The organism is Flavobacterium ovatum (assembly GCF_040703125.1).
Lineage (GTDB): Bacteria > Bacteroidota > Bacteroidia > Flavobacteriales > Flavobacteriaceae > Flavobacterium > Flavobacterium ovatum.
In genome coordinates this window covers 2032758-2057149 of sequence record NZ_CP160035.1, presented here as the reverse complement: position 1 = coordinate 2057149, position 24392 = coordinate 2032758, and the positions used below count along the sequence as shown (strand labels likewise).

Annotated in this window: 17 protein-coding genes; 10 read left to right on the top strand and 7 right to left on the bottom strand. The window is 37.8% G+C overall.

Annotated elements, in window-relative coordinates:
• Positions 1-342 precede the first annotated feature (342 nt).
• On the top strand, positions 343-1272 hold the full coding sequence (locus ABZP37_RS08775) for a septum formation inhibitor Maf (RefSeq protein ID WP_366187354.1): 930 nt from the start codon (positions 343-345) through the stop codon (positions 1270-1272).
• A 228-nt stretch (positions 1273-1500) separates the two neighbouring features.
• On the opposite strand, the gene ABZP37_RS08770 is transcribed toward ABZP37_RS08775, so the two are convergent.
• Entirely contained in the window at positions 1501-3033 is a 1533-nt protein-coding gene (locus ABZP37_RS08770) for a SulP family inorganic anion transporter (protein ID WP_366187352.1), read from the bottom strand.
• Between the two features lie 316 nt (positions 3034-3349).
• On the opposite strand from ABZP37_RS08770, the gene ABZP37_RS08765 reads away from it, so the two are divergent.
• The 5 genes from ABZP37_RS08765 to ABZP37_RS08745 all read left to right on the top strand — a co-directional run bounded on the left by ABZP37_RS08765 (position 3350) and on the right by ABZP37_RS08745 (position 8066).
• Positions 3350-4240 carry a J domain-containing protein gene (locus tag ABZP37_RS08765; protein ID WP_366187350.1) on the top strand — a complete coding sequence of 297 codons (891 nt, stop codon included), beginning with the start codon at positions 3350-3352 and terminating at the stop codon, positions 4238-4240.
• A gap of 4 nt (positions 4241-4244) precedes the next feature.
• Positions 4245-4538, top strand: a complete 294-nt coding sequence (locus ABZP37_RS08760; RefSeq protein WP_366187349.1) for a chaperone modulator CbpM — start codon at positions 4245-4247, stop codon at positions 4536-4538.
• A gap of 165 nt (positions 4539-4703) precedes the next feature.
• Positions 4704-5576 carry a helix-turn-helix transcriptional regulator gene (locus tag ABZP37_RS08755; RefSeq protein ID WP_366187347.1) on the top strand — a complete coding sequence of 291 codons (873 nt, stop codon included), beginning with the start codon at positions 4704-4706 and terminating at the stop codon, positions 5574-5576.
• 99 nt (positions 5577-5675) lie between these two features.
• Positions 5676-6554: a nuclear transport factor 2 family protein gene (locus tag ABZP37_RS08750; protein WP_366187345.1), complete on the top strand. Its 879-nt coding sequence runs from the start codon at positions 5676-5678 to the stop codon at positions 6552-6554.
• Between the two features lie 282 nt (positions 6555-6836).
• Positions 6837-8066 carry a sodium:proton antiporter gene (locus ABZP37_RS08745; RefSeq protein WP_366187343.1) on the top strand — a complete coding sequence of 410 codons (1230 nt, stop codon included), beginning with the start codon at positions 6837-6839 and terminating at the stop codon, positions 8064-8066.
• A 136-nt stretch (positions 8067-8202) separates the two neighbouring features.
• Here the strand turns inward: ABZP37_RS08745 and ABZP37_RS08740 are convergent, their stop codons facing one another.
• Positions 8203-9327 carry a cysteine desulfurase family protein gene (locus ABZP37_RS08740; RefSeq protein ID WP_366187342.1) on the bottom strand — a complete coding sequence of 375 codons (1125 nt, stop codon included), beginning with the start codon at positions 9325-9327 and terminating at the stop codon, positions 8203-8205.
• A gap of 87 nt (positions 9328-9414) precedes the next feature.
• On the opposite strand from ABZP37_RS08740, the gene ABZP37_RS08735 reads away from it, so the two are divergent.
• Positions 9415-10377: a hypothetical protein gene (locus tag ABZP37_RS08735; protein WP_366187340.1), complete on the top strand. Its 963-nt coding sequence runs from the start codon at positions 9415-9417 to the stop codon at positions 10375-10377.
• Between the two features lie 83 nt (positions 10378-10460).
• Here ABZP37_RS08735 and ABZP37_RS08730 read toward each other — a convergent pair whose 3' ends face one another.
• The gene (locus tag ABZP37_RS08730) at positions 10461-11015 is read right to left on the bottom strand and encodes a Smr/MutS family protein (RefSeq protein WP_366187506.1); all 555 of its coding nucleotides are present in this window, start codon (positions 11013-11015) and stop codon (positions 10461-10463) included.
• Positions 11005-11190, bottom strand: a complete 186-nt coding sequence (locus ABZP37_RS08725) for a hypothetical protein (protein ID WP_366187338.1) — start codon at positions 11188-11190, stop codon at positions 11005-11007. Before ABZP37_RS08725 ends, ABZP37_RS08730 begins: the two co-directional genes overlap by 11 nt.
• A 102-nt stretch (positions 11191-11292) precedes the next feature.
• Between ABZP37_RS08725 and ABZP37_RS08720 the strand changes: the two genes are divergently transcribed.
• The 3 genes from ABZP37_RS08720 (at position 11293) to cysM (ending at position 13590) form a co-directional block, all read left to right on the top strand.
• Positions 11293-11589, top strand: coding sequence for a DUF2752 domain-containing protein (locus tag ABZP37_RS08720; RefSeq protein WP_366187336.1), 297 nt, complete (start codon positions 11293-11295; stop codon positions 11587-11589).
• Between the two features lie 207 nt (positions 11590-11796).
• Complete coding sequence (gene epsC, locus ABZP37_RS08715) at positions 11797-12588, top strand: serine O-acetyltransferase EpsC (RefSeq protein ID WP_366187335.1); 792 nt, start codon at positions 11797-11799, stop codon at positions 12586-12588.
• Between the two features lie 114 nt (positions 12589-12702).
• Positions 12703-13590: a cysteine synthase CysM gene (gene cysM / locus ABZP37_RS08710; protein WP_366187333.1), complete on the top strand. Its 888-nt coding sequence runs from the start codon at positions 12703-12705 to the stop codon at positions 13588-13590.
• Positions 13591-13662: 72 nt separating this feature from the next.
• Here the strand turns inward: cysM and ABZP37_RS08705 are convergent, their stop codons facing one another.
• The 3 genes from ABZP37_RS08705 to ABZP37_RS08695 form a co-directional block, all read right to left on the bottom strand.
• The gene (locus ABZP37_RS08705) at positions 13663-14073 is read right to left on the bottom strand and encodes an OsmC family peroxiredoxin (RefSeq protein WP_366187331.1); all 411 of its coding nucleotides are present in this window, start codon (positions 14071-14073) and stop codon (positions 13663-13665) included.
• Positions 14074-14271: 198 nt separating this feature from the next.
• Complete coding sequence (locus ABZP37_RS08700; RefSeq protein WP_366187330.1) at positions 14272-16242, bottom strand: T9SS type A sorting domain-containing protein; 1971 nt, start codon at positions 16240-16242, stop codon at positions 14272-14274.
• A gap of 55 nt (positions 16243-16297) precedes the next feature.
• Positions 16298-23605 carry a hypothetical protein gene (locus tag ABZP37_RS08695; protein WP_366187328.1) on the bottom strand — a complete coding sequence of 2436 codons (7308 nt, stop codon included), beginning with the start codon at positions 23603-23605 and terminating at the stop codon, positions 16298-16300.
• Between the last annotated feature and the right edge of the window lie 787 nt (positions 23606-24392).

The following is a 24392-nucleotide window of genomic DNA, read 5'->3' as shown; positions in this document are numbered from 1 at the left end:
AATGTAGAGGTGCTTTAAACGTTTGATGTTATATAACAAAATCGTTTAGTTTCATAATTCACAGTTTAGTACAATTAGTCTAAAATGAGTTATAGTATTACCAGTCTTTGAAGCTGTTTATGCAACAGCACTTACAGGAAGTTCTTTTACTTATATGGTTAAAAAAAAACTTTACGAATCTCTGTGTTACCTTTGAGCATCTTTGCGTAACAAAACATAAAAAGGAAATTGTGATTTAACAAAGAACCCGCTCTACCTCCTAGATTCATTATGAATTTTATATTCGGTTTATATTTAGTAAATTAGTAGCTAAAGCACGAGAATAAATTAAACACAAACACGATGTTCGCAATACTAAAAAACAGGAATCTATCTTTAAAAATAATATTCTTTCTAGCTGTATTTTCGCTTTTGGGTTGCAAGCAAGATAAAAATACGTTCACTCCAATGGGACAAGGCGCACCGCCAACGACAAAGCAGTTTAATGATTATTGGTATTCGGGCAAAGCAGAGCTGAATAGCTATGAATTGAAGCAATCTCGTTATGGTGAAATCCGAAAAGGGGAAGTTGTATTGGTATTTGTAACAGAACCATTTTCACTTAGCAAGCATGTAAAACTAGACCATCCTCAAGATACTGGAAGTGATGATGTATCGGTAATGAAATTGAACAACATTAGAAAATTCACTACAGGTATCTATGATTACGCTATCCTAACGGCCACTTTTACTCCTATTGATTCTCAAAAACATCCTCACACCTTAAAGTCGAATACGAGTATGCAAGAATGGTGTGGACATACTTTTACACAACTTAACCTCAAAGGAAAAAAGTATCAATTCCAACAATTCTCTTATTTTGAAGCTGAAGGAGATACTGAAAAAGATATTCCTGTCGCTTTGCTAGAGGAAGAACTCATGACACGTATTAGGCTAAATCAAGGGCAACTACCCTTAGGCGAAATCGATTTGATTTTCTCTACCCTTTACAGCCGTTTTGCCCATAAAGAACTGGAAATCGCCAAGGCTAAAATCAGTAAAACCGAAACAGACTCCACTTTAAACTACAAAATTGAATACTTGAAGCATAGTAGAAAGGTTTCTATCGAAGTACAAAAAGCATTCCCATACAAAATACTATCATGGTCGGAAGATGATGGCGATGGTTTGATAACAGAAGCCCGATTGAAAAAAAGCATCAATGAACCCTACTGGAACCAAAAAAACGTAGCTGATGAAGCTAAAAGAAAGGAATTAGAATTGTTGCATTAAAAAGTTAATCACTTGTAAACTGACTTAATTTGATAGTAGGCACAAGCGGGATACTTTGGTAGCTTCTTTTAGATTGGCTTGCTCGAATGCACATCTATGAGCTTTAATATCTTATATAGTTAAAAAAACCTTTGCGAATCTCTGTGTTACCTCTGCGCATCTTTGCGTAACAAAAAACCACCAATATCTCAGTGACAATGGTGGTCTTTAGCTTTATTTGAAAACGTTTTAGTCGTTCGCTACTTTGTAGGTTGGATCTTCTATTATATTGACGTCTATGATTTCATCTGCATTGTGCAGCAATAGGCGACAATCAGTACTTAGGTGGCGCAAATGTATTTTCTTGCCTATTTTGGCGTAACGCTCCGTTAATTTGTTGACTGCGTCGATGGCACTCATATCGGCGATTTTGCTTTCTCTGAAATCGATAATCACTTCTAGGGGATCGTTAGCAACATCAAATTTATCTAAAAATGCCGTTGTAGAAGCGAAGAAAAGCGGTCCGTAGATTTCGTAGTGTTTAACACCTTTATCATCAACATATTTTTTGGCTCGAATGCGTTTGGCGCTTTCCCAAGCAAAAACCAAAGCCGAAATGATTACTCCAATCAATACTGCTAGAGCCAGATTGTGCAACATAATGGTAATTACAGCCACTAGGACTCCAACGAAAATATCTTGTTTTGGCATTTTATTGATGATACGGAAGCTAATCCATTCAAAAGTTCCAATCGCTACCATAATCATTACTCCTACTAGCGCTGCCATAGGCAATTGCTCAATTACGGGCGCTCCTACCAATACGATTAACAAAATGGTCAATGCAGCCACGATTCCAGACAAACGGGCTCTAGAACCAGCGGATAAGTTGACCAATGTTTGTGCAATCATAGGACAACCTCCCATTCCGAAGAAAAATCCGTTTAATAGATTGGCACCACCTTGAGCGATACATTCTCTGTTTCCGCTTCCTTTTGTTCCGGTGATTTCGTCCACAAGGTTCAAAGTCAATAATCCTTCAGTCAAACCAACAGATCCCATGATTAAAGCATACGGGAAAATAACTTGTAAAGTGGTCCAACTCCAATCGATATTTGGAATATGAAACGGCGGTAAACCACCACTTACAGAGGCGATATCGGCTACGGTTTTAGTTTCGATTCCGAACCCTAAAACGATTCCAAATACTACTAAAATTGCGACTAATGACGCTGGAATAGCTTTGGTAAATCGAGGTAATATCAATACAATTCCGACTGTTAAGGCTACTAATCCTGCCATAACATATAAAGGAGTCCCAGAAAGCCACTCCGTTTGCCCGTCGACAACGGTTTTAAATTGCTCTAGTTGTGACATGAAGATAATAATTGCCAAACCATTTACGAATCCGTACATTACGGGCTGTGGCACTAAGCGGATGAATTTACCCAGTTTAAAGAGTCCAACCAGCACTTGCAATACACCTGCTAGCGCTACGGCTGCAAAGACATATTCTAGACCATGAGATTTCATCAAAGCAATTAATACAATCACGGTTGCTCCTGCTCCACCAGAAACCAATCCTGGACGACCACCAAAAATAGCGGTAACTATTCCCATAATAAAAGCGGCATACAAACCTACCAAAGGAGGAAATCCTGCTAAAATTGCAAAGGATAATGATTCGGGAATCATCGTCATTGCTACTGTTAAGCCTGCTAAAATCTCTGTTCTGTAATCTACTTTTTGACTAAAGTCGAATAAATTAAAATACTGTTTCATTTTTTATTTTAAATTGAAAATCGTCACTAAATGACGATTTGTAAAGTGGCGCAAAGGTACTTTTTTTTAACTAAGATAAAAAGGCCAAGCCACATTGAAGCCTAAACCACAATATTTCAACAACTTACAGGAAATCTAAATATATTATTTACCTAATACTATCATAGGTTAAATAAACCTTTACAATCTCTCATATGAGCCGAATTTTCCTTAAATTTGAAGGAGACGGTAGGGCCTTTCAATTGTAATGAAACTTCTTATTCTCCTTCATTAAAGCATTCTAAAATCAATTTTTAAAACTAAAAATCAATAGATTATGCCTTTTATAGATTATTACAAAGTATTGGACCTTGACAAAAAAGCTACCGAAGCCGAAATAAAAAAAGCCTATCGGAAAATGGCTCGAAAATACCATCCTGACTTAAATCCAAACGATAAAGCTGCAGAACAAAAATTTAAGGAACTCAATGAAGCTAATGAAGTGTTAAGCAATGTGGAAAGTCGTGAAAAATACGACCAACACGGCGAAAATTGGGAACATGCAGACGAAATCAACAAACAACAGCAACAACAACGAAAGTATAGTAATGCTGGAGACGGTTTTGGTAATGCGCAATCTGGCGGTCAAGACTACTCTGATTTTTTTGAATCTGTATTTGGTGGAGGTGGTCAAAATAGGCAACGAGGCGGTCAAAGACAGTATAAAGGACAAGATTTCAATGCCGAATTGCAATTGGACTTGAAAGATGTGTTTGAAGATCACAAAAGAACACTTACTGTTAATGGAAAAAATATTCGCTTAACAATTCCAGCTGGTGTAGAGAACGGTCAAATCATAAAAATCCCTGGTCATGGTGCCGACGGTCAAAATGGCGGACCTAAAGGAGATTTATACATTACCTTTTCTATAAACAACGACGCCAACTTTAAGCGAGACAAAGAGAATTTGTACAGTACGATTGACTTAGATTTATATACCGCAGTATTAGGTGGCGAAATTACCATCCCTACTTTTGACGGAAAAGTAAAATTAAAAGTTGCCGCAGGAACACAAAATGGCGCTCAAGTCAAACTAAAAGGAAAAGGTTTCCCTGTTTACAAAAAAGCGGGACAGTTTGGCGATTTATTTGTGAGCTACAATATTGCTATCCCAACCAATTTGACCGAAAAACAAACGAAATTATTTACTGAACTTTCTAAGAACTAATATTATGAGTACTGAAAATTTTATCGCCCTTGATACACTTTGCATTCACTATAAAGTAACCTTATCTTTCTTTTATAATCTAAGCGATAACGGCTTGATCGATATTGAAGAGATTGCCGAAACACGCTATATTCACCAAGATTCCTTACACGAAATTGAGAAAATCATCCGAATGCACCAAGACCTAGACGTAAACATTGAAGGAATCGATGTTGTACTTAATTTACTCAAAAAAATAGATGCGCTAAAAACGGAGTTGCACACAGTAAGAAATAGATTGAGACTTTATGAGAATTAAATTAACACCATTTAAACACCATTTAAACACGAATTACACAAATTGGCACGGATTCTAAACCATAAAAAATAATTGCTCTAATTTTATCAGAAATTAAAAATTATTCGCGGAAATTCCTGTACTTCGTGGCTAAAAAAACAAGAATACTTGCATAACACCCCATACTTGAAAAACTCCATTCAGCAAATAAAATTCAACAACAAACGCAAAGACAGTCAGTTTGACTTAACAACTTTTGACGCCATATTTTCAAAGAAAGATCTCGATCATACTTTGACAGATTTTCAGCAGATTGATTTTTATATGTTAATGATGATTACAGCAGGAAAAGGCATGCACACGGTCGATTTTACCGATTACACGCTCCAAGAAGGTAGCATTTTGAGCATTCGAAAAGACCAAATTCACAAGTTCTTTAAAAACGACGTGCAAGGATATGTGCTACTTTTCACAGATACCTTTTTAGTTCATTTTTTCAATGAAGTCGAAGTGTTTAAAAGTTTACAACTGTTTAATGAATTGATTACCTCACCAAAACTCCAACTCAACGCGCCTGATTTTCAAATAACAAAAAACTTAATCGACGAAATTGCTTCTGAATATAATCAAATAAAAGACGAGCATTCTATGAGTGTTATTGGAAGCTTGTTGCATATTCTTTTTCGAAAAATATACCGCATTAAGACATTCGACAATATTGTGTTTTCAGAAAAAAAATACTTGAGTTCATTTATACAGCTTCAACTATTGGTCGAAAACCAATGCTTTAAAACCAAGAAGGTTTCTGATTATGCTAGTCAAATGAATATTAGTTCCAAAACGGTAAACACCATTACAAATACTATTATTCATAAATCGGCCAAAGAATTCATCGACACCGTTTTGACTACCCAAATCAAAAGATTACTTATAAACACACGACTTTCGGTTAAAGAAATAGCTTTTCAATCAGGTTTTGAAGAATCTACTAATTTATACAAGTTTTTCAAAAAGAATACTTCGCTTACTCCAGAAGCTTTTAGAAAAGCAAATCAATAAACTACATTTTCCCATTTTTACAGTCCTTTGTCCTTTTTGGATAGCTTCTACCGTCTAAACCCACGGTACATTTGCACTATACTTTTAAAGCAAATAAAAATGAAACTATCGACACTTACACAAGCCAGCATAATAGCGTTTACACTTGTACAAGGAAATGCTATTCAAGCACAAAACAAGAAAGATAACAAATCAAAAAAATCTCAAAAAATGGAAATTTCAAACAAACAAAAAGTAGTAGCCCTATTAAAATCAATTGAAACTGGAGATGCAACACCAGTAAGTTACATCAACCCGACCAATTACAAACAGCACAATACTGCTGTAGCGGATGGATTGGCAGGTTTTGGAGCACTTTTACAACAAATACCGACAAACACTGCCAAAGTAAAAACGATACGCGCCTTTGAAGAAGGTGATTATGTTTTCACTCATACCGATTACAACTTTTTTGGACCAAAAATTGGTTTTGATATCTTTAAATTCGAAAACGGACAAATTGTAGAACACTGGGATAACCTTCAAGAAACTCCAGTAACTGCAAATCCAAGTGGACATAGCATGATTGACGGTGCTACAGCAATCAAAGACTTAGACAAAACTGCTGCCAACAAAAATTTAGTTACTGAATTTGTTAATGACATCTTGGTTAACGGAAAAATGGAGAAACTAGCTGGATATTTCAACGGAGATGATTATATCCAACATAATCCAAATATTCCAGACCAACTTTCAGGACTTGGAGCCACTTTAGGGGCGCTTGCAAAACAAGATGTTTTCTTGAAATATGACAAAATTCACCGTGTACTAGGAGAAGGAAACTTTGTATTAGTTGTAAGCGAAGGACATTTTGGCACAGACCATAATTCATTTTATGATTTATTTAGAATAGAAAATGGTAAAATTGCCGAACACTGGGATGTTATTGAAAAAATGACAAACAAAGCAGACTGGAAAAACAACAACGGTAAATTTTAATACAAACACTCTATAAACGAACAACTTAGTACATAGGTATTGATTTAAAACGTAAAATAATATTATAAAACAGCACTTATTCACAAGAAGAAGTGCTGTTTTGGTTATAGGTATTTTGATCAAAATTTACAGCAAAATTCCCAAAAACACATAGAATCCTCATGAATTAATATCAATTGCATTAAATAAATCATAAGAATGACAAAAAATATTGTTTTATAATGGCCTAAAATACTATCTTACATCCTCCTTTAATGAGGGATTTTAACCTAATGATTTCATATGACCATTATTATATCGCTTTGTATCTTATTACTAATCGCTTATTTGTTTGACCTAACAGCAAGTTATACAAAAATTCCATCGGTAATTTTACTTTTGTTATTGGGTTGGATTGTTAAAGAAGTGACGGTGTTTTTTGACATTCCCATTCCAGACTTAAGCTCCACCTTGCCTATCTTAGGAACTATTGGATTAATTTTGATCGTACTTGAAGGAGCTTTGGAACTAGAACTCAATAGTTCCAAAATAAGTCTTATCAAAAAATCGGTTCTAGGTGCTTTAATTCCACTGATGGCCATGTCCTTTGCACTTGCTTATGCTTTTCATTATTTTGGAGGTTACCCCTTCAAAACCTGTTTAACTAATGCTATTCCGTTTTGTGTAATCAGTAGCGCTATTGCCATTCCTAGTGTACGTAACTTGACTTCAGACCAAAGAGAATTTACCATCTACGAAAGTAGTATGTCGGATATTTTTGGAGTTATTTTCTTTAATTTTATTATTTACAACACAGATTTTGGATTAGAAACCTTTGGATATTTCTCTTTAGAAATCCTTCTTATTATAACGATTTCACTCATCGCTACCTTTTTGCTTTCTTTTTTACTAAACAAAATTGACCACCACATTAAATTTGTACCAATCATTTTGCTAGTGATTTTAATCTACGAAATATCCAAAATTTTCCACCTACCTGCTTTGATCTTTATTCTAGTATTTGGTCTAGCCATTGGGAATTTGGACGAAATCAAACATTTGAAATGGACACAAAGTTTCCGTTTAGACCTGTTAAATAAAGAGGTTGCAAAATTTAAAGAACTTACTATCGAAGCCACTTTTATTATTAGAGCTTTATTTTTTATGCTTTTCGGGTTTTTAATCAAAACTTCCGAAATAGTCAATCCGGACACCATCCTGTGGGCGCTAGGAATTGTTACCGTCATATTTGCATTTCGTTTTCTCCAATTATTGTTATCCAAAATACCAATTTTCCCACTGTTATTTGTTGCCCCAAGAGGATTGATTACCATTTTACTCTTTTTATCCATTTCAACAGACCAAGTATTGCCTTTAGTAAATAAATCTCTTATTATCCAAGTCATCTTACTAACTGCCGTAATCATGATGATTGGCTTAATGGCGTCAGCAAAACACCGTGAAATCATCATCAAAGAGAAACTGAGAGCTAAACACATCAACCCTGAAACCGAAGACAAACAAATACTTTAAAAATCAGTTTTACAAATACAAAAAAGGAGCTTCATCTTTATCCGATTGAAGCTCCTTTTTTATTTTAAAATCTCAGCTGGCAACAAAAACATTGAAATCAATTGGATGATTTTCCATTAAATTATCATTCTTTGTTTTACAAACTTTTCAAGCCCTCAATAAGTCTGTCAATATCTTCTTTGGTGTTATAATGACTCATAGAGATACGCAAATTCGGTTTTTTTAAATCCTCTTCCGAAAGCATTTCAGCCAAAACATGGGAAGGTCTAATGCTTCCGCTTTGACAAGCACTTCCTCGAGAAACCGCAATTCCTTTCATATCCAAGTGAAATAAAATCATCGCTGTCTTATCTTTCGAAAAAGGCAACAATATATTCAAAATAGTACAAATCCCATCCGTTCCACCATTAAAAGTAGCCTGCGGAAAAAATTCCGTTATTTTTGAAACTAAATAAGTTTTTAGTGTTGTTATATGCGCTGTCTCCTGTTCTAAATTTTCATAAGAAATAACCAGAGCCTTAGTCATTCCAGCAATTTGGTGTACCGGTTCCGTTCCTGCCCGCAAGCCTTTTTCTTGTTCACCTCCATAAAACAAAGGTTGTAATCCAGAATTTTTCTTCACAAAAGCGAAACCAATTCCTTTAGGACCATGAAATTTATGAGCAGTCGCAACCAAAAAATCTACCGAAATCAATTGTAAATCAATCCTACGTTTTCCTACAGATTGCACAGTATCTGAATGAAACAAAACATTATACTCTCTGCAAAGCATTCCTACACGTTGTAAATCCAAAACCACACCCGTCTCATTATTAACATGCATTAAACTCACTAAAGCTTTCCCTTCATGAGACAAAAGCTCTACCAAATGAGTCAAATCAACCGCTCCATTAGCATTGACTTTTACAAAATCAACAGCAATGCCAAATTCTCTTTGTAATTGCTCCACTACATGTAGAACAGCATGATGCTCCACTTTACTGGTAATTATACGGCTTACTTTTAAATCTTTAACTGCAGAACGTAAAATCCAATTGTTAGCCTCAGTAGCTGACGAAGTAAAAATGATTTCTTGAGCCGAAGCATTGATACATTTGGCAATCGCCTTTCTAGAAAGCTCCAAAATATTTTTGCTATTACGCCCTAAACTATGTGTAGACGATGGATTACCATAATCTTCCATCATAATTTGGGTCATTTCTTGAACTACTTCAGGTCGAATAGAAGTTGTAGATGCGTTATCGAGATATATTTTTTTCATTGCTGCAAAGTTATGAAATATCAATTGTGAATTCTTCATTATCATTTGCCATTTTTTTCGCTATTTTTGTGGCAAATAATAGATATAATGAAACGAATCACTTGCCTTTTAGCTTTTATGTTGCTTTTGAATAGTTGTGATGACGGGAATCTAACCCAAGAGACCATTGCATTTGAGAGCTATACTACTCAAAACTGCTCCACCAATAATCTTATTTACAAAATAAATGATAAAGAGGCATTAATCCTTGAAATTCCATCCACAAATTTTGTAAATGATGCAACTACAGTCGGTTCTCCTACAAGCTTAACCATCAGTTCTACTAGTAACAGAGTAGTGTATCGTTTTTACAACGGTACAGTAAGTAGTGACAACATTTGCGAAACGATTCAACCAGCAACTCCTACAATCACAGATCAGTGGAGCGCTACTTCTGGAACGATTCAAATCACAACAACAGCAATTAAATCTACAGACGCAACTTTAAATAGCACTAAAATCACAGGTTACAATCACTATATAAACCTAAAAAACATTACTTTTTCCATCAATAATGGAGAGCAAACGTATAGTACACTTCCTTTTGGAAGCTATACAACAACCGCAACCTCTTTGCCTTTTAACTTTGAAAAAATCCTTACTAAGTGCAGCAGCTCAAATGTATTATACGACTACAAGAGTACCGAGGCGATTATGCTCACAATAGATCCTAATTTAATTATTAATGCGGTAACACCTACAGGCACGCCAAGAACAGGACTTATAGGAACAAGTACAAACAAACTTACCTATCGATTGTTTTCCGGTCTATTAAGTGCTTCGTATTTTTGCAACACTACAACTCCAACCACTCCTATTTTAAGCGAAGAATGGAATGGAGTAGCTGGCGTAAGTGGTACAAATGGTATTGTCGAAGTGACGACAACCACTAATGGACCAAACGCTTTTACACATACAATCACTCTTAAAAAAGCTACTCTAAAGAAAGGGAACAGCAGTTTTATTTTAGGCGATTCATATATTTTAGGAGAACTTACTACTACAAATTAAAACGTTTTTTAGGAACTAAAACATCGTAAAAAAGAGGCCCATTTTCAATTGAAAACAAGCCTCTTTTTTACGACTAAAGTGTACTAGTTATTTTTACTCTGACGGATATAAACTTCCGTTGCCCCTTGACCATATTTTTGATAATTAGCTTCCTGAAAATCGATATTATCATAACGTCCTAATAAAAAATCCAACTCCGATTTCAATACTCCTTCACCCACACCGTGAATAAAAACAATCTTTGGAATTCGGTTTTTAATAGCGAAATCAATATGCCTTTTGGCCGTTTCAGATTGAATGGTTAGAATGTCATAATTAGACATTCCTTGTTTGTTTTTAACTAACTTTTCGATGTGTAAATCAAATTCAGGAACAGGACGTTCGTTCTTAACCTTTCGTTCTTTAACAAAACTACGCGGTTTTGGTATCTCTTTTTCTTTTTGAACCGCACTTATATTGATCATCTTAATAGAATCATCTAAACTACTGGAATCGTTTAACTTAATCAATTCCTTGACAAAAAATGTCATCGAGAATCCATCTGTAGTTTCTACTTCCACTTGATCACCTTTCACCGATAATACCACACCATCAATAGCGTCATCTAAAACCGAAACCTTATCTCCTTTACTTAATATCATCTTCTTCTTTATTTTGATTTTTACTTGGTGTTTTAGCACTCAACTGCATCATTCCATACATAAAAACTACGATGGCTCCTACCCTAAGATATATCATTTTTTCAGTACTATAGTACTCAACCAAAATCACCAGTATTGCCAAAACCATTATTACAATTCGAAATATTCTCATTATTACTTTTATCAGAATTCAAAAATAAGAAATTAAAAGTAACTTCGCTTTTTTTCTCAAAACCTTTCCCTATTTTTTTTGTAATTTACTCCAAAATAAATCATGTTGGATTTCGAAAAATTCTTACTGCCTTGCTTCAGTAAAACACTCTTCAACTTGGAGTGTTTAGGATGTGGATTTCAACGTGCCGTTTTACTACTATTACAAGGTCAATTTAAAGCTGCTTTTGTAATGTATCCTGCAATTTATCCAACCCTTTTTTTCATCTTTTTTATCAGTTTTCATTATTTCTATAAAAAGTTAGTACCCGAAAAAACAATTCTTATCATAACATTAATCAATGTATTTTTCATGATACTCGGTTATGGCTATAAAAACTATTTCCTACCGCAAATCTAAATCTTACCCTAATACACTCTCTGATTCAAAATAGTTCAATATATTTGTGAAGTTGAATCCATAAAAAATTCAAAAAAATGCTACAGCTAAACAGTCCCGTTTCTTTAAAACCAAACACACAATCCACATTGTGTATCTGTTGCCGTTGCTGCTACTAAATATTTTAGATTACAATTCACGATACATTAACCCTTCAATCCTATAATCATGACAAAAGATCTGATTATCCAAAATATTGGGGCTCTCAAAAGCCACCTAAACATCAATTACCGTATTAAAACTAAAACGGAAGCTTTTACAGAACAATTGTTTTATACTTTATTTGACTCGAATGCCGAGTTAAGTCAAAGCATTGATGAACTTGAAAAATTATTTAAAGAAATTTCTAAGATCGCTTGTAAAAAACCTGAAAGCTTATGCAATTCCATTTGGGAGAAATTCTTAGCGAGTTTGCCTACTGTACTTGAAAAACTAAATCGAGATGCACAGTTTATCCTTGACAATGATCCTGCTTCGAATAGTATTGAAGAGGTCTACCTAGGTTATCCCGGATTTTATGCTATTGCCATTTACCGTTTAAGTCATGAGTTATATCTTTTAGATTTACCATTATTTTCTAGATTAATGAGTGAATACGCTCATAAAATAACAGGAACAGATATTCATGCTGGTGCTCAAATTGAATCTCCGTTTTTTATTGACCACGCCACAGGAATCGTGATTGGTGAAACGACAGTAATTGAAAAACATGTGAAAATTTATCAAGGAGTAACCCTAGGCGCTTTGAGTGTGAGCAAGGACATGAAAAATGCCAAACGCCACCCTACTGTAGAACAAAACGTTTGCATTTATGCCAATGCTACTATTCTAGGTGGAGAAACCACCATTGGAAAGGACAGCGTAGTGGGCGGGAATGCTTGGGTAACCAAATCAATTCCGGCAAGATCAATTGTATTGAACACCACAACCACCGAAGTAAAAGTTAAAGAAATGAAATAAAAACGAATCGGCTACAACAAACAATTCAAACTCTTGAACATTTGCCTTTAAAAGTCTAAAAAAATATTCAATTGTTATTGTCCCGATTCTAAACAACATAATAATTACATTACTATGAAACCTCAAAAATTAGTTGACTTAATAGGTAATACGCCTTTAGTAGAAACAGTCAATTTAGTTCAAAATAAAAACGTAAAACTACTTTTAAAACTAGAAGGAAATAATCCTGGTGGTAGTGTCAAAGACAGAGCTGCTTATTACATGATTAAAGGAGCTTTGGACCGTGGTGAAATCAAAAAAGGCGATAAACTAATTGAAGCTACTAGCGGAAACACTGGAATTGCCCTTGCGATGATTGCACAAGTATTGGGTATCGAAATTGAACTAGTGCTTCCTGAAAACTCTACCAAAGAACGCACCCAAACTATGCGTGCTTATGGAGCAACGGTAATATTAACTTCTGCCGAAACAGGTATCATTGGTTCAAGAGATTATGCCGATAAAAAAGTAGCCGAAGGTGGTTACATCATGTTGAATCAGTTTGCCAATGATGACAACTGGAAAGCGCATTACAACACCACAGGCCCCGAAATTTGGAGAGATACTGAAGGAACTGTAACCCATTTTGTTTCTGCCATGGGAACTACAGGGACGATTATGGGAACTTCTACTTTTTTGAAAGAAAAAAACCCTGCTATACAAATCGTAGGAGCACAACCTAGTGAAGGTTCACAAATTCCAGGTATCCGTAAATGGCCATTAGAATATTTACCCAAAATTTTCAATCCGTCTAAAGTAGATCAAACTATAGACGTATCTGAAGCTGAAGCGCGAGAAATGACCAAATGCTTAGCACTTGAAGAAGGTGTTTTTGCAGGAATGAGCAGTGGTGGTTCAGTGGCAGTGGCGGTAAAAATTGCCAACCAACTGGAATCAGGTGTCATTGTTGCGATTATTTGCGACCGTGGAGACCGTTATTTGTCTTCGGATTTGTTTGATTAATCATAAATTAAATACATAAAAAAAAGGCTCGTTTTACTGTGTAAAACGAGCCTTTACTATAAATGCCTGTTTTTAAACCAAAGTAGCCGTTGAAGTTATTTTTGTATTCAACAATTTGGATATTGGGCAATTTTTTTCTGCTTTTGTAACCAATTCTTGAAAAGTAGCATCTGTGATTCCGTCAATTTTGGCTTGTACCGTCAAATGTGAACCTATAATACTTCCGTCTACTAAATTTATCTCACATTTGGTTTCGATACTCTCTGGATGAAAACCAGCCTCGCCTATAAAGGCTGAAAGCTGCATAGCAAAACATCCCGAATGTGCAGCTGCCACCAATTCCTCTGGGTTAGTACCTACTCCTTCCTCAAATCGGGAATGAAATGAATATTGAGTATTTTCTAGTGTTTTACTTTGTGTAGTTAATCTACCACCATTTTCTTTAAGAGTACCTTTCCAAATTGCTGTTGCATTTCTTTTCATGATAATTTTTTTTTAACCTGATTTATTTACTAAACTTTAATATCTCACCAATAATTGAGGAACTCTAATTTAATAATTTTTCAAACCATACCATGAAGTAATCCCGTTTTTTTAACTAAAATTTATTTTTTAAGTTGTAAAAAGAAACCATCTCAAATTGTGAGATGGTTTCTGTAATTACACTTAATTAATAATCATTTATTGCTTAATTAATCTTACTGTCTTTTGATAAGGACCTTGATTAATTAATACGGTATAAACTCCAGTTGGTAATTCTGATCCAAAAACAATTGATTCACCTATATCCCTTACCAAATGTTTCAACAATTTACCTGACATTTCATAAACATAAACGTTTATTTTTTCACTACTATCACTTTCTACCACCAAATTGAATTGGTAAGCAGATGGATTAGGATAAGCGATTACGTCAAATTTAACTGGTGTTGTATCTAAGGTCGGTTTTAGACTAATGGCTGCTTCACTTGCCTCAGAAGTATCTTTCTTACAATTACTAATCTTTATTTTTGTCGTGGTTACATCTGAGCAATTACCACTACTAAAACTATATGTAACCGTATAATTACCGGTTGAACTAGCTCCTAGATTGACCCTTCCTGTTGAACTATTAATATTCAATCCAGATGGAGATGCACTATAAACACCCCCTGCTTGACCAGTTCTAGTTACATTTACAAATCCCGTATTACAGAATGTACCATTATAATTTATACTTGCAGTTGGTGGAGCACTTACTGTTACCGCTGCTGAAGACGATGTTACAGGACTACCGCAGCCAGAAGTTACTGTGTATTGGATAATTGCATTTCCTGCATTTACTGTTGTTACTACACCCGTTTTTGCATTCACCTTAACAGCAGATGTGTTAGTACTACTCCAACTACCACCTTGAGGGCCGTTGCTAGTAAAGGTATCAGTTGCTCCTACACATAAAGTGGTAGGACCACTTACCGTTCCTGCAGAAACATTAGGGTTAATTGTAACACTTACCCCTGTTCTATTACTTTCACAACCTCCAGAAGTATCGCTTACATAATAAGTCCCAGAACTTAAGTTGGTGGAATTTGACAATACAGTACCTCCTACTGCTGAACTATACCATTTATAGGTTCCTCCTCCATTTGGTAGTAAAGCCACCGTTGCTGAACTACAAAAGTTTTGTGCTGCCACTGATGGCGCTGATACATTTATTATAGTAATATTTACTGACGTCCTTGTACTTTCGCAATTTCCAGAGGTATTGCTTACATAATATTTACCTGTACTCAATACAGTAGTACTCGGAAGCTCTGTACCGTTGTTTGAGCTACTATACCATTTATATGCGCCACCACCATTAGGTAGTGCTGCTACAGTTGCTGAATTACAGAAATTTTGGGCAGCCACAACCGGTTCTGTTGGAATTGCAATAATAGTCACGTTGGCAGTTGCTATTCCCGAGCAAACACTATTACTGTAGCTGTAACTTACTGTATAACTTCCAGGAATACTTCCAGAAAGATTAATTGTCCCAGTATTACTATTTATACTTATGCCAGCAGTAGACGAATAAGTCCCCCCCGATAAACCTGACCTAGTCACCGAAGCGTTATTACTTGCACAAAAAATATTTGAACTATAACTGATAGTAGTTAATTGAAGTTCATTTATTATAATATTAGCACCATTATCAGTTCCAATAAAAGCCGGTACGCTACTTGTTATACGTATCCGATATCCTGTACCTACCACGGTAGTATAAGGGATAGTAACATTAATTTCTCCTGTCGAAGAATTACCTGTCAATGTACCAATGTTTACAGGACTCGCAAAACTCCCAGAAGCGTTACTTAATTGAGCTGTAAATGTATTTGCTCCACCTATATCCCTGGCGGTGTATGGAAGGTTAAAATTGTTTCCTGGACACATAGTAGTGTTACTCACGTTACCCGTACTTATCTTTTCCCCTGGTTGTTGAAAACCATGGGTTACGACATCTCCATTAGCAGTAAGTGAGGGAATAAACGTTTCACCAATACTAAATGTTAGTTGACCTCCACCACCACTTAAGGTGCCTCCAGCACTGGAGACGACTTTGCGGCTTATGGTTTGAGCATTTAAACTACCTGTAATTACTAGTAGTGTAAATAGTATGATTATTTTTTTCATATTCTTATGTTTTATGAATTATTTTATTCCAAAATTCATATGAAAGTAATTAATTTTAATTACCAATTCTCATTGCTCTAATGAAACTTGCATTATTACCTGCAGTGTTATCCGGAAGTGCACGTACTATACTAGCTCGGTTAGTAGAATTATCTGCAGCAGATATTTTTACAATTGTACTACTAGTTAAAGTCACAAAACCAGAAACTGTTACTGAAATAACTGATTGAAAACCACCACCACCTGCACCAAGGGTCATCCCATTTGATGCAAAAACATTTGTTCCATCCCACAATTTCGCCGTAAGTTTAACAAATTTATTCGATTGAGTTTCAGCAGTTAAAGTTCCGGTTACAAACCAAGTTCCAGGTGCTAAAGTAACAGAGACTATATCTGAAAAAGTACTTCCTGTAGCGCTTAATAAAACATCTGTTGACAAATTTGAACTGGCTGTAGATAAGGCAGCAGAAGTAAAATTAGTACCATCAGAAACCATAATACCTCCTGCAGCTCCTGCACTTGTTAAACCTGTACCACCATTAACAACAGCAACATTACCAGTAACATTAGCAGCCGTACCAGTAGTATTTTGATTTAAAGTAGGAATATCTCCTGCAACTAAAGCAGCACCTGCAGTAACTCTACCTTTTGTATCAACAGTAACTTTAGAATAAGTCCCTGCAGCCACTCCAGTTAATGACAATGTTGGTGCACTAGCTGTTCCTGCTAAATCTCCAGCTAATTGTATTTTACCTTTCACTGAGGTAGTTGCATCTGGTACTGCTACTGCTGCAACTGCTGTTGTTACAAATGCAGTTGTTGCTAAAGCCGTTGTACTATTTCCAGTAGTTTGAGTAACACCAGTTGTTCCTGTTGGTAAACTAGGTGCTCCTGTGAACGTTGGGGAAGCAAGGTTTGCTTTTAATCCTAAAGCTGTACTAGTGGCAGTGGATATTGGTTTATTAGCATCACTGGTATTATCTACATTGCCTAAGCCTACCATAGCAGCCGTTATACCTGATACCGTTCCAGTAAAAGTAGGTGACACTAATGGCGCTTTTAAATTATCTGCCAATGTTACAAATGCTGTTGTAGCTATAGCTGTAGTACTATTTCCTGCCGATTGAGTTACTCCTGTAGCTCCTATTGGTAAACTTGGTGTTCCTGTAAAAGTTGGTGATGCAAGATTTGCTTTTAAACTCAAATCTGGTTGGTTCGTCAAATCATTATAAGAACCTGTTGTAGCTACTGAAGCTAATGTTGGTTTATTAAGAATTTGACTTACACCAGAAACAGCATTCCAATCACTTTGAACCTGGGCAGCAGGGATAGTTGGTTTATTAATCAAATCATCATAAGAGCCGCTTGTAGCTACTCCATGTAAACCTAAAGTCCCAGCAGTAATTACAACATTACCGTTTAATGCTTGTCCGTTTACTGTAATGGATTTGTCTACCTTCAAGGCAAGCCCATCATTTAATGCTGTTGTTGAAGCTTTAGCAGCTAAATTATCTGTAAGTACACCTTCTGCAGCTATAGCTCTTGAAGCTTCTGCTGAAATTGCTGAAGCATTATCTGAAATTGCTGTGTTTTGAAGACCATCTGCAGTTGTTCTAGCTAAAGTTTCTGCTGAAATTGCAGTTGTATTAGCTACTACGTTTGTAGTAAGTGTTCCTTCTGCAGCTATAGCTCTTGTTGTTTCAGCTACGATTGCAGATGCATTGGCAGCTACATTTGTAGTAAGTGTTCCTTCTGCAGCTATAGCTCTTGTTGTTTCAGCTACGATTGCAGTAGCATTTGTAGCATCTCCAGCAACTCTCGCAGCAGCTTCTGAATCAATATTTCCTTGAAGAGCAGTATCAGCAGCACTTCTAGCGGCAGATTCGTCTAAAATAGCGGTAGCATTTGTAGCGTCTCCAGCTACTCTTGCAGCAGATTCTGAATCAATATTTCCTTGAAGAGCAGTATCACCAGCGCTTCTAGCAGCAGCTTCGTCTAAAATAGCGGTAGCGTTTGTAGCATCTCCAGCAACTCTTGCAGCAGATTCTGAATCAATATTTCCTTGAAGAGCAGTGTCAGCAGCGGCTCTCGCAGCAGCTTCGTCTAAAATAGCGGTAGCATTTGTAGCATCTCCAGCAACTCTTGCAGCAGCTTCTGAATCAATATTTCCTTGAAGAGCAGTATCAGCAGCGCTTCTAACAGCAGCTTCGTCTAAAATAGCGGTAGCATTTGTAGCGTCTCCAGCAACTCTTGCAGCAGATTCTGCAGTGTCGGCAGCGGCTCTCGCAGCAGCTTCATCTAAAATAGCAGTAGCGTTTGTAGCATCTCCAACTACTCTTGCAGCAGCTTCGTCTAAAATAGCCGTAGCATTTGTAGCATCTCCAGCAACTCTTGCAGCAGCTTCTGAATCAATATTTCCTTGAAGAGCAGTATCAGCAGCGCTTCTAGCAGCAGATTCTGCAGTGTCAGCAGCGGCTCTCGCAGCAGCTTCGTCTAAAATAGCGGTAGCGTTTGTAGCATCTCCAGCCACTCTTGCAGCAGATTCTGAATCAATATTTCCTTGAAGAGCAGTATCAGCAGCGCTTCTAGCGGCAACTTCTGCAGTGTCAGCTGCGGCTCTCGCAGCAGCTTCGTCTAAAATAGCGGTAGCGTTTGTAGCATCTCCAGCCACTCTTGCAGCAGCTTCTGAATCAATATTTCCTTGAAGAGCAGTATCAGCAGCACTTCTAGCGGCAGCTTCTGCAGTGTCAGCAGCGGCTCTCGCAGCAGCTTCGTCTAAAATAGCAGTAGCGTTTGTAGCATCTCCAACTACTCTTGCAGCAGCTTCGTCTAAAATAGCGTTAGCATTTGTAGCATCTCCAGCCACTCTTGCAGCAGCTTCTGAATCAATATTTCCTTGAAGAGCAGTATCAGCAGCGCTTCTAGCAGCAGATTCTGCAGTGTCAGCAGCGGCTCTCGCAGCAGCTTCGTCTAAAATAGCGGTAGCGTTTGTAGCATCTCCAGCCACTCTTGCAGCAGATTCTGAATCAATATTTCCTTGAAGAGCAGTATCAGCAGCACTTCTAGCGGCAGCCTCGTCTAAAATAGCGGTAGCGTTTGTAGCGTCTCCAGCTACTCTTGCAGCAGCTTCTGAATCAATATTTCCTTGAAGAGCAGTGTCAGCAGCGCTTCTAGCGGCAACTTCTGCAGTGTCAGCAGCGGCTCTCGCAGCAGCTTCGTCTAAAATAGCGGTAGCGTTTGTAGCATCTCCAGCAACTCTTGCAGCAGCTTCTGAATCAATATTTCCTTGAAGAGAAATATCAGCAGCGCTTCTAGAGGCAGCTTCTGCAGTGTCAGCAGCGGCTCTCGCAGCAGCTTCGTCTAAAATAGCGGTAGCATTTGTAGCGTCTCCAGCTACTCTTGCAGCAGCTTCTGAATCAATATTTCCTTGAAGACCTGTATCAGCAGTGCTTCTAGCGGCAACTTCTGCAGTGTCAGCAGCGGCTCTCGCAGCAGCTTCGTCTAAAATAGCGGTAGCATTTGTAGCATCTCCAGCCACTCTTGCAGCAGATTCTGAATCAATATTTCCTTGAAGAGCTGTATCAGCAGCGCTTCTAGCAGCAGATTCTGCAGTGTCAGCAGCAGCTCTCGCAGCAGCTTCGTCTAAAATAGCGGTAGCGTTTGTAGCATCTCCAGCAACTCTTGCAGCAGCTTCTGAATCAATATTTCCTTGAAGACCTGTATCAGCAGCGCTTCTAGCCGCAGCTTCTGCAGTGTCAGCAGCGGCTCTCGCAGTAGCTTCGTCTAAAATAGCAGTAGCGTTTGTAGCATCTCCAACTACTCTTGCAGCAGCTTCGTCTAAAATAGCGGTAGCGTTTGTAGCGTCTCCAGCAACTCTTGCAGCAGATTCTGCAGTGTCGGCAGCGGCTCTCGCAGCAGCTTCATCTAAAATAGCAGTAGCGTTTGCAGCATCTCCAGCAACTCTTGCAGCAGATTCTGAATCAATATTTCCTTGAAGAGCAGTATCAGTAGCACTTCTAGCGGCAGATTCTGCAGTGTCAGCAGCGGCTCTCGCAGCAGCTTCGTCTAAAATAGCGGTAGCGTTTGTAGCGTCTCCAGCAACTCTTGCAGCAGCTTCTGAATCAATATTTCCTTGAAGAGCAGTATCAGCAGCGCTTCTAGCAGCAGATTCTGCAGTGTCAGCAGCGGCTCTCGCAGCAGCTTCGTCTAAAATAGCGGTAGCGTTTGTAGCGTCTCCAGCAACTCTTGCAGCAGATTCTGCAGTGTCGGCAGCGGCTCTCGCAGCAGCTTCATCTAAAATAGCAGTAGCGTTTGTAGCATCTCCAACTACTCTTGCAGCAGCTTCGTCTAAAATAGCCGTAGCATTTGTAGCATCTCCAGCAACTCTTGCAGCAGCTTCTGAATCAATATTTCCTTGAAGAGCTGTATCAGCAGCGCTTCTAGCAGCAGATTCTGCAGTGTCAGCAGCGGCTCTCGCAGCAGCTTCGTCTAAAATAGCGGTAGCGTTTGTAGCATCTCCAGCCACTCTTGCAGCAGATTCTGAATCAATATTTCCTTGAAGAGCAGTATCAGCAGCAATTCTAGCGGCAGCCTCGTCTAAAATAGCGGTAGCGTTTGTAGCGTCTCCAGCTACTCTTGCAGCAGCTTCTGAATCAATATTTCCTTGAAGAGCAGTGTCAGCAGCGGCTCTCGCAGCAGCTTCGTCTAAAATAGCGGTAGCGTTTGTAGCATCTCCAGCAACTCTTGCAGCAGCTTCTGAATCAATATTTCCTTGAAGAGAAATATCAGCAGCGCTTCTAGCGGCAGCTTCTGCAGTGTCAGCAGCGGCTCTCGCAGCAGCTTCGTCTAAAATAGCGGTAGCATTTGTAGCGTCTCCAGCTACTCTTGCAGCAGATTCTGAATCAATATTTCCTTGAAGAGCAGTATCAGCAGCGCTTCTAGCGGCAGATTCTGCCGTGTCAGCAGCGGCTCTCGCAGCAGCTTCGTCTAAAATAGCGGTAGCATTTGTAGCGTCTCCAGCTACTCTTGCAGCAGCTTCTGAATCAATATTTCCTTGAAGAACTGTATCACCAGCGCTTCTAGCAGCAGCTTCTGCAGTGTCAGCAGCAGCTCTCGCAGCAGCTTCGTCTAAAATAGCGGTAGCGTTTGTATCATCTCCAGCAACTCTTGCAGCAGCTTCTGAATCAATATTTCCTTGAAGACCTGTATCAGCAGCGCTTCTAGCAGCAGCTTCTGCAGTGTCAGCAGCGGCTCTCGCAGCAGCTTCGTCTAAAATAGCAGTAGCGTTTGTAGCATCTCCAACTACTCTTGCAGCAGCTTCGTCTAAAATAGCGTTAGCATTTGTAGCATCTCCAACTACTCTTGCAGCAGATTCGTCTAAAATAGCGTTAGCATTTGTAGCATCTCCAGCAACTCTTGCAGCAGATTCTGAATCAATATTTCCTTGAAGAGCAGTATCAGCAGCGCTTCTAGCGGCAGATTCTGCAGTGTCAGCAGCGGCTCTCGCAGCAGCTTCGTCTAAAATAGCGGTAGCGTTTGTAGCAGCTCCAGCCACTCTTGCAGCAGCTTCTGAATCAATATTTCCTTGAAGAGCTGTATCAGCAGCGCTTCTAGCGGCAGCTTCTGCAGTGTCAGCAGCGGCTCTCGCAGCAGCTTCGTCTAAAATAGCAGTAGCGTTTGTAGCATCTCCAACTACTCTTGCAGCAGCTTCGTCTAAAATAGCGGTAGCATTTGTAGCATCTCCAGCAACTCTTGCAGCAGCTTCTGAATCAATATTTCCTTGAAGAGCAGTGTCAGCAGCGCTTCTAGCGGCAACTTCTGCAGTGTCAGCAGCGGCTCTCGCAGCAGCTTCGTCTAAAATAGCGGTAGCGTTTGTAGCATCTCCAGCCACTCTTGCAGCAGCTTCTGCAGTGTCAGCAGCGGCTCTCGCAGCAGCTTCATCTAAAATAGCAGTAGCGTTTGTAGCATCTCCAACTACTCTTGCAGCAGATTCGTCTAAAATAGCGGTAGCATTTGTAGCATCTCCAGCCACTCTTGCAGCAGATTCTGCAGTGTCGGCAGCGGCTCTCGCAGCAGCTTCGTCTAAAATAGCAGTAGCGTTTGTAGCATCTCCAACTACTCTTGCAGCAGCTTCGTCTAAAATAGCGTTAGCATTTGTAGCATCTCCAGCAACTCTTGCAGCAGCTTCTGAATCAATACTTCCTTGAAGAGCAGTATCAGCAGCGCTTCTAGCGGCAGATTCTGCAGTGTCGGCAGCGGCTCTCGCAGCAGCTTCATCTAAAATAGCAGTAGCGTTTGTAGCATCTCCAACTACTCTTGCAGCAGCTTCGTCTAAAATAGCCGTAGCACTTGTAGCATCTCCAGCCACTCTTGCAGCAGCTTCTGAATCAATATTTCCTTGAAGAGCAGTATCAGCAGCACTTCTAGCGGCAGATTCATTACTAATTGCTGTGGAGTTGGTTACTAAATTTGTGGTAAGAACTACTTCTGCTGCTGTAGCTCTCAAAACTTCTGCAGCTAAAGCAGAAGAAACGGCTGAGGTACTTGCATCAACATAAGTCTTAACAGCATTTTGAGTAGGATATAAAATATCACTTGTTCCTAATCCAACAGTAGTTGATTTGTTTATTTTGTCTTCTTTTAGATCTAAAGCATTTTGCTGAGCTATTGATACTGGCTTATTAGCATCAGTTGTATTATTAACATTAGCTAATCCAACATCTCCTTTTACTAAATTAACATTGCCACTTAACGCTTGACCATTCACCGTTGTAGTCTTATCTACTTTTAAAGCGTCTTGACCGTCAACGTAAGCTTTATTGGTATCTGAATTTGTAACAGTTGCCAAACGTGTGATTTCTGTATCAGCAATTAAGCTTTTCCCAACTACTTTATCGACCTTCACTGAAATATCAATATTCGCATTTTCAGCATATAATGCATACGGAACACTATTTAATTGAGTCGTCCCCATATCAACATATGCAGTACCTCCCATTGGATCCATTTCTATTTGTATATACTTAGCGCCTAGTCCCCAGTTTACACCTAATAAAGTTCCAGTTACTGGTATACCCTTACCAATATTTATATTAAATAAACCAAGATTAGTTGTAGTGACACTATGTGTTTCTTGAAACACAATAGCCCCCGTTGATGTACCTGTATGAATAGAAACTCGCAAACTTATAGGTTGCAATGCGCGTATGTCGCCACTAGCATTACGTGCAACTCCTTGATATGGAATCGCTTGAGGGGTTTGAGCATAGACCTCTTGTATTGTACCTAATAACCCAAAAATACATACAATGTAAAATATAATTGTACGTAATGATTTTTCTTTTAAAGTAAAATTATTGTTCATATCTCTTTTATTTTAATTAACAAATGCAAATCAAATTCATAAACCATCTATAACCGATTCCCTTCATTCAAGAAGGAGCCGATTTCACAAATGATAAAATCACATTTTCACCTGGATTTGTAATAAAGAAGCTTACTATATGTCTAAGATCTAGCGTAGAATTAGACTGATTGAAATAGACTATTCGCGTAAAAAACAAATTAAAAATTAAAAATAGACTAGTCAAAAACCCGGAATTGCGTAGAATTGCTTTCATACTTATTGAATTAAAGGGATAATAAAATAATGAATACTATATGGGTAACAGTGGAATTCTATGAAATATAAAAAAGTGTGTGGTATTTTGATTTTTTTTGTTTTTAACTCTGAAAATCAGTACAATTAAATATTTTTTTGTTTGGGGATAAAAAAACACTTATCGAATTATCAGACAATCAATAAACAGAAGTCTAATTTAGACAAGAACTTTTATTTGTGTTAACACAATTACAATATTTTCGACGAAAGTGTTAAAAAAAACTTTAAACTACATCAAATTCATATTTAAACTGTAATAAAAAACTTACTATTTAAAATTTAGCACTTCATATTACCTACACTGTAACCAACTGACATACAGAGAACAAAACAATAATAAATCACAAAAAAACCTTTATTTACATGGGCTAAGCAGTGAATACCATCCTTCAATTTATATTTTTACCTAAAATTAAAATACCCTAACTAGAACTCCTCAATCCATTTTTTTAACTTTGAAGAAAAAGATAAAAACACACCTTTATCATAC

Bases quoted from the DNA above. Each gene is read 5' to 3' on its own strand.
- ABZP37_RS08775 (WP_366187354.1), top strand. From the start codon at position 343: ATGTTCGCAATACTAAAAAACAGGAATCTATCTTTAAAAATAATATTC.
- ABZP37_RS08770 (WP_366187352.1), bottom strand. From the start codon at position 3,033: ATGAAACAGTATTTTAATTTATTCGACTTTAGTCAAAAAGTAGATTAC.
- ABZP37_RS08765 (WP_366187350.1), top strand. From the start codon at position 3,350: ATGCCTTTTATAGATTATTACAAAGTATTGGACCTTGACAAAAAAGCT.
- ABZP37_RS08760 (WP_366187349.1), top strand. From the start codon at position 4,245: ATGAGTACTGAAAATTTTATCGCCCTTGATACACTTTGCATTCACTAT.
- ABZP37_RS08750 (WP_366187345.1), top strand. From the start codon at position 5,676: ATGAAACTATCGACACTTACACAAGCCAGCATAATAGCGTTTACACTT.
- ABZP37_RS08745 (WP_366187343.1), top strand. From the start codon at position 6,837: ATGACCATTATTATATCGCTTTGTATCTTATTACTAATCGCTTATTTG.
- ABZP37_RS08740 (WP_366187342.1), bottom strand. From the start codon at position 9,327: ATGAAAAAAATATATCTCGATAACGCATCTACAACTTCTATTCGACCT.
- ABZP37_RS08735 (WP_366187340.1), top strand. From the start codon at position 9,415: ATGAAACGAATCACTTGCCTTTTAGCTTTTATGTTGCTTTTGAATAGT.
- ABZP37_RS08725 (WP_366187338.1), bottom strand. From the start codon at position 11,190: ATGAGAATATTTCGAATTGTAATAATGGTTTTGGCAATACTGGTGATT.
- ABZP37_RS08720 (WP_366187336.1), top strand. From the start codon at position 11,293: ATGTTGGATTTCGAAAAATTCTTACTGCCTTGCTTCAGTAAAACACTC.
- epsC (WP_366187335.1), top strand. From the start codon at position 11,797: ATGACAAAAGATCTGATTATCCAAAATATTGGGGCTCTCAAAAGCCAC.
- cysM (WP_366187333.1), top strand. From the start codon at position 12,703: ATGAAACCTCAAAAATTAGTTGACTTAATAGGTAATACGCCTTTAGTA.
- ABZP37_RS08705 (WP_366187331.1), bottom strand. From the start codon at position 14,073: ATGAAAAGAAATGCAACAGCAATTTGGAAAGGTACTCTTAAAGAAAAT.
- ABZP37_RS08700 (WP_366187330.1), bottom strand. From the start codon at position 16,242: ATGAAAAAAATAATCATACTATTTACACTACTAGTAATTACAGGTAGT.
- ABZP37_RS08695 (WP_366187328.1), bottom strand. From the start codon at position 23,605: ATGAACAATAATTTTACTTTAAAAGAAAAATCATTACGTACAATTATA.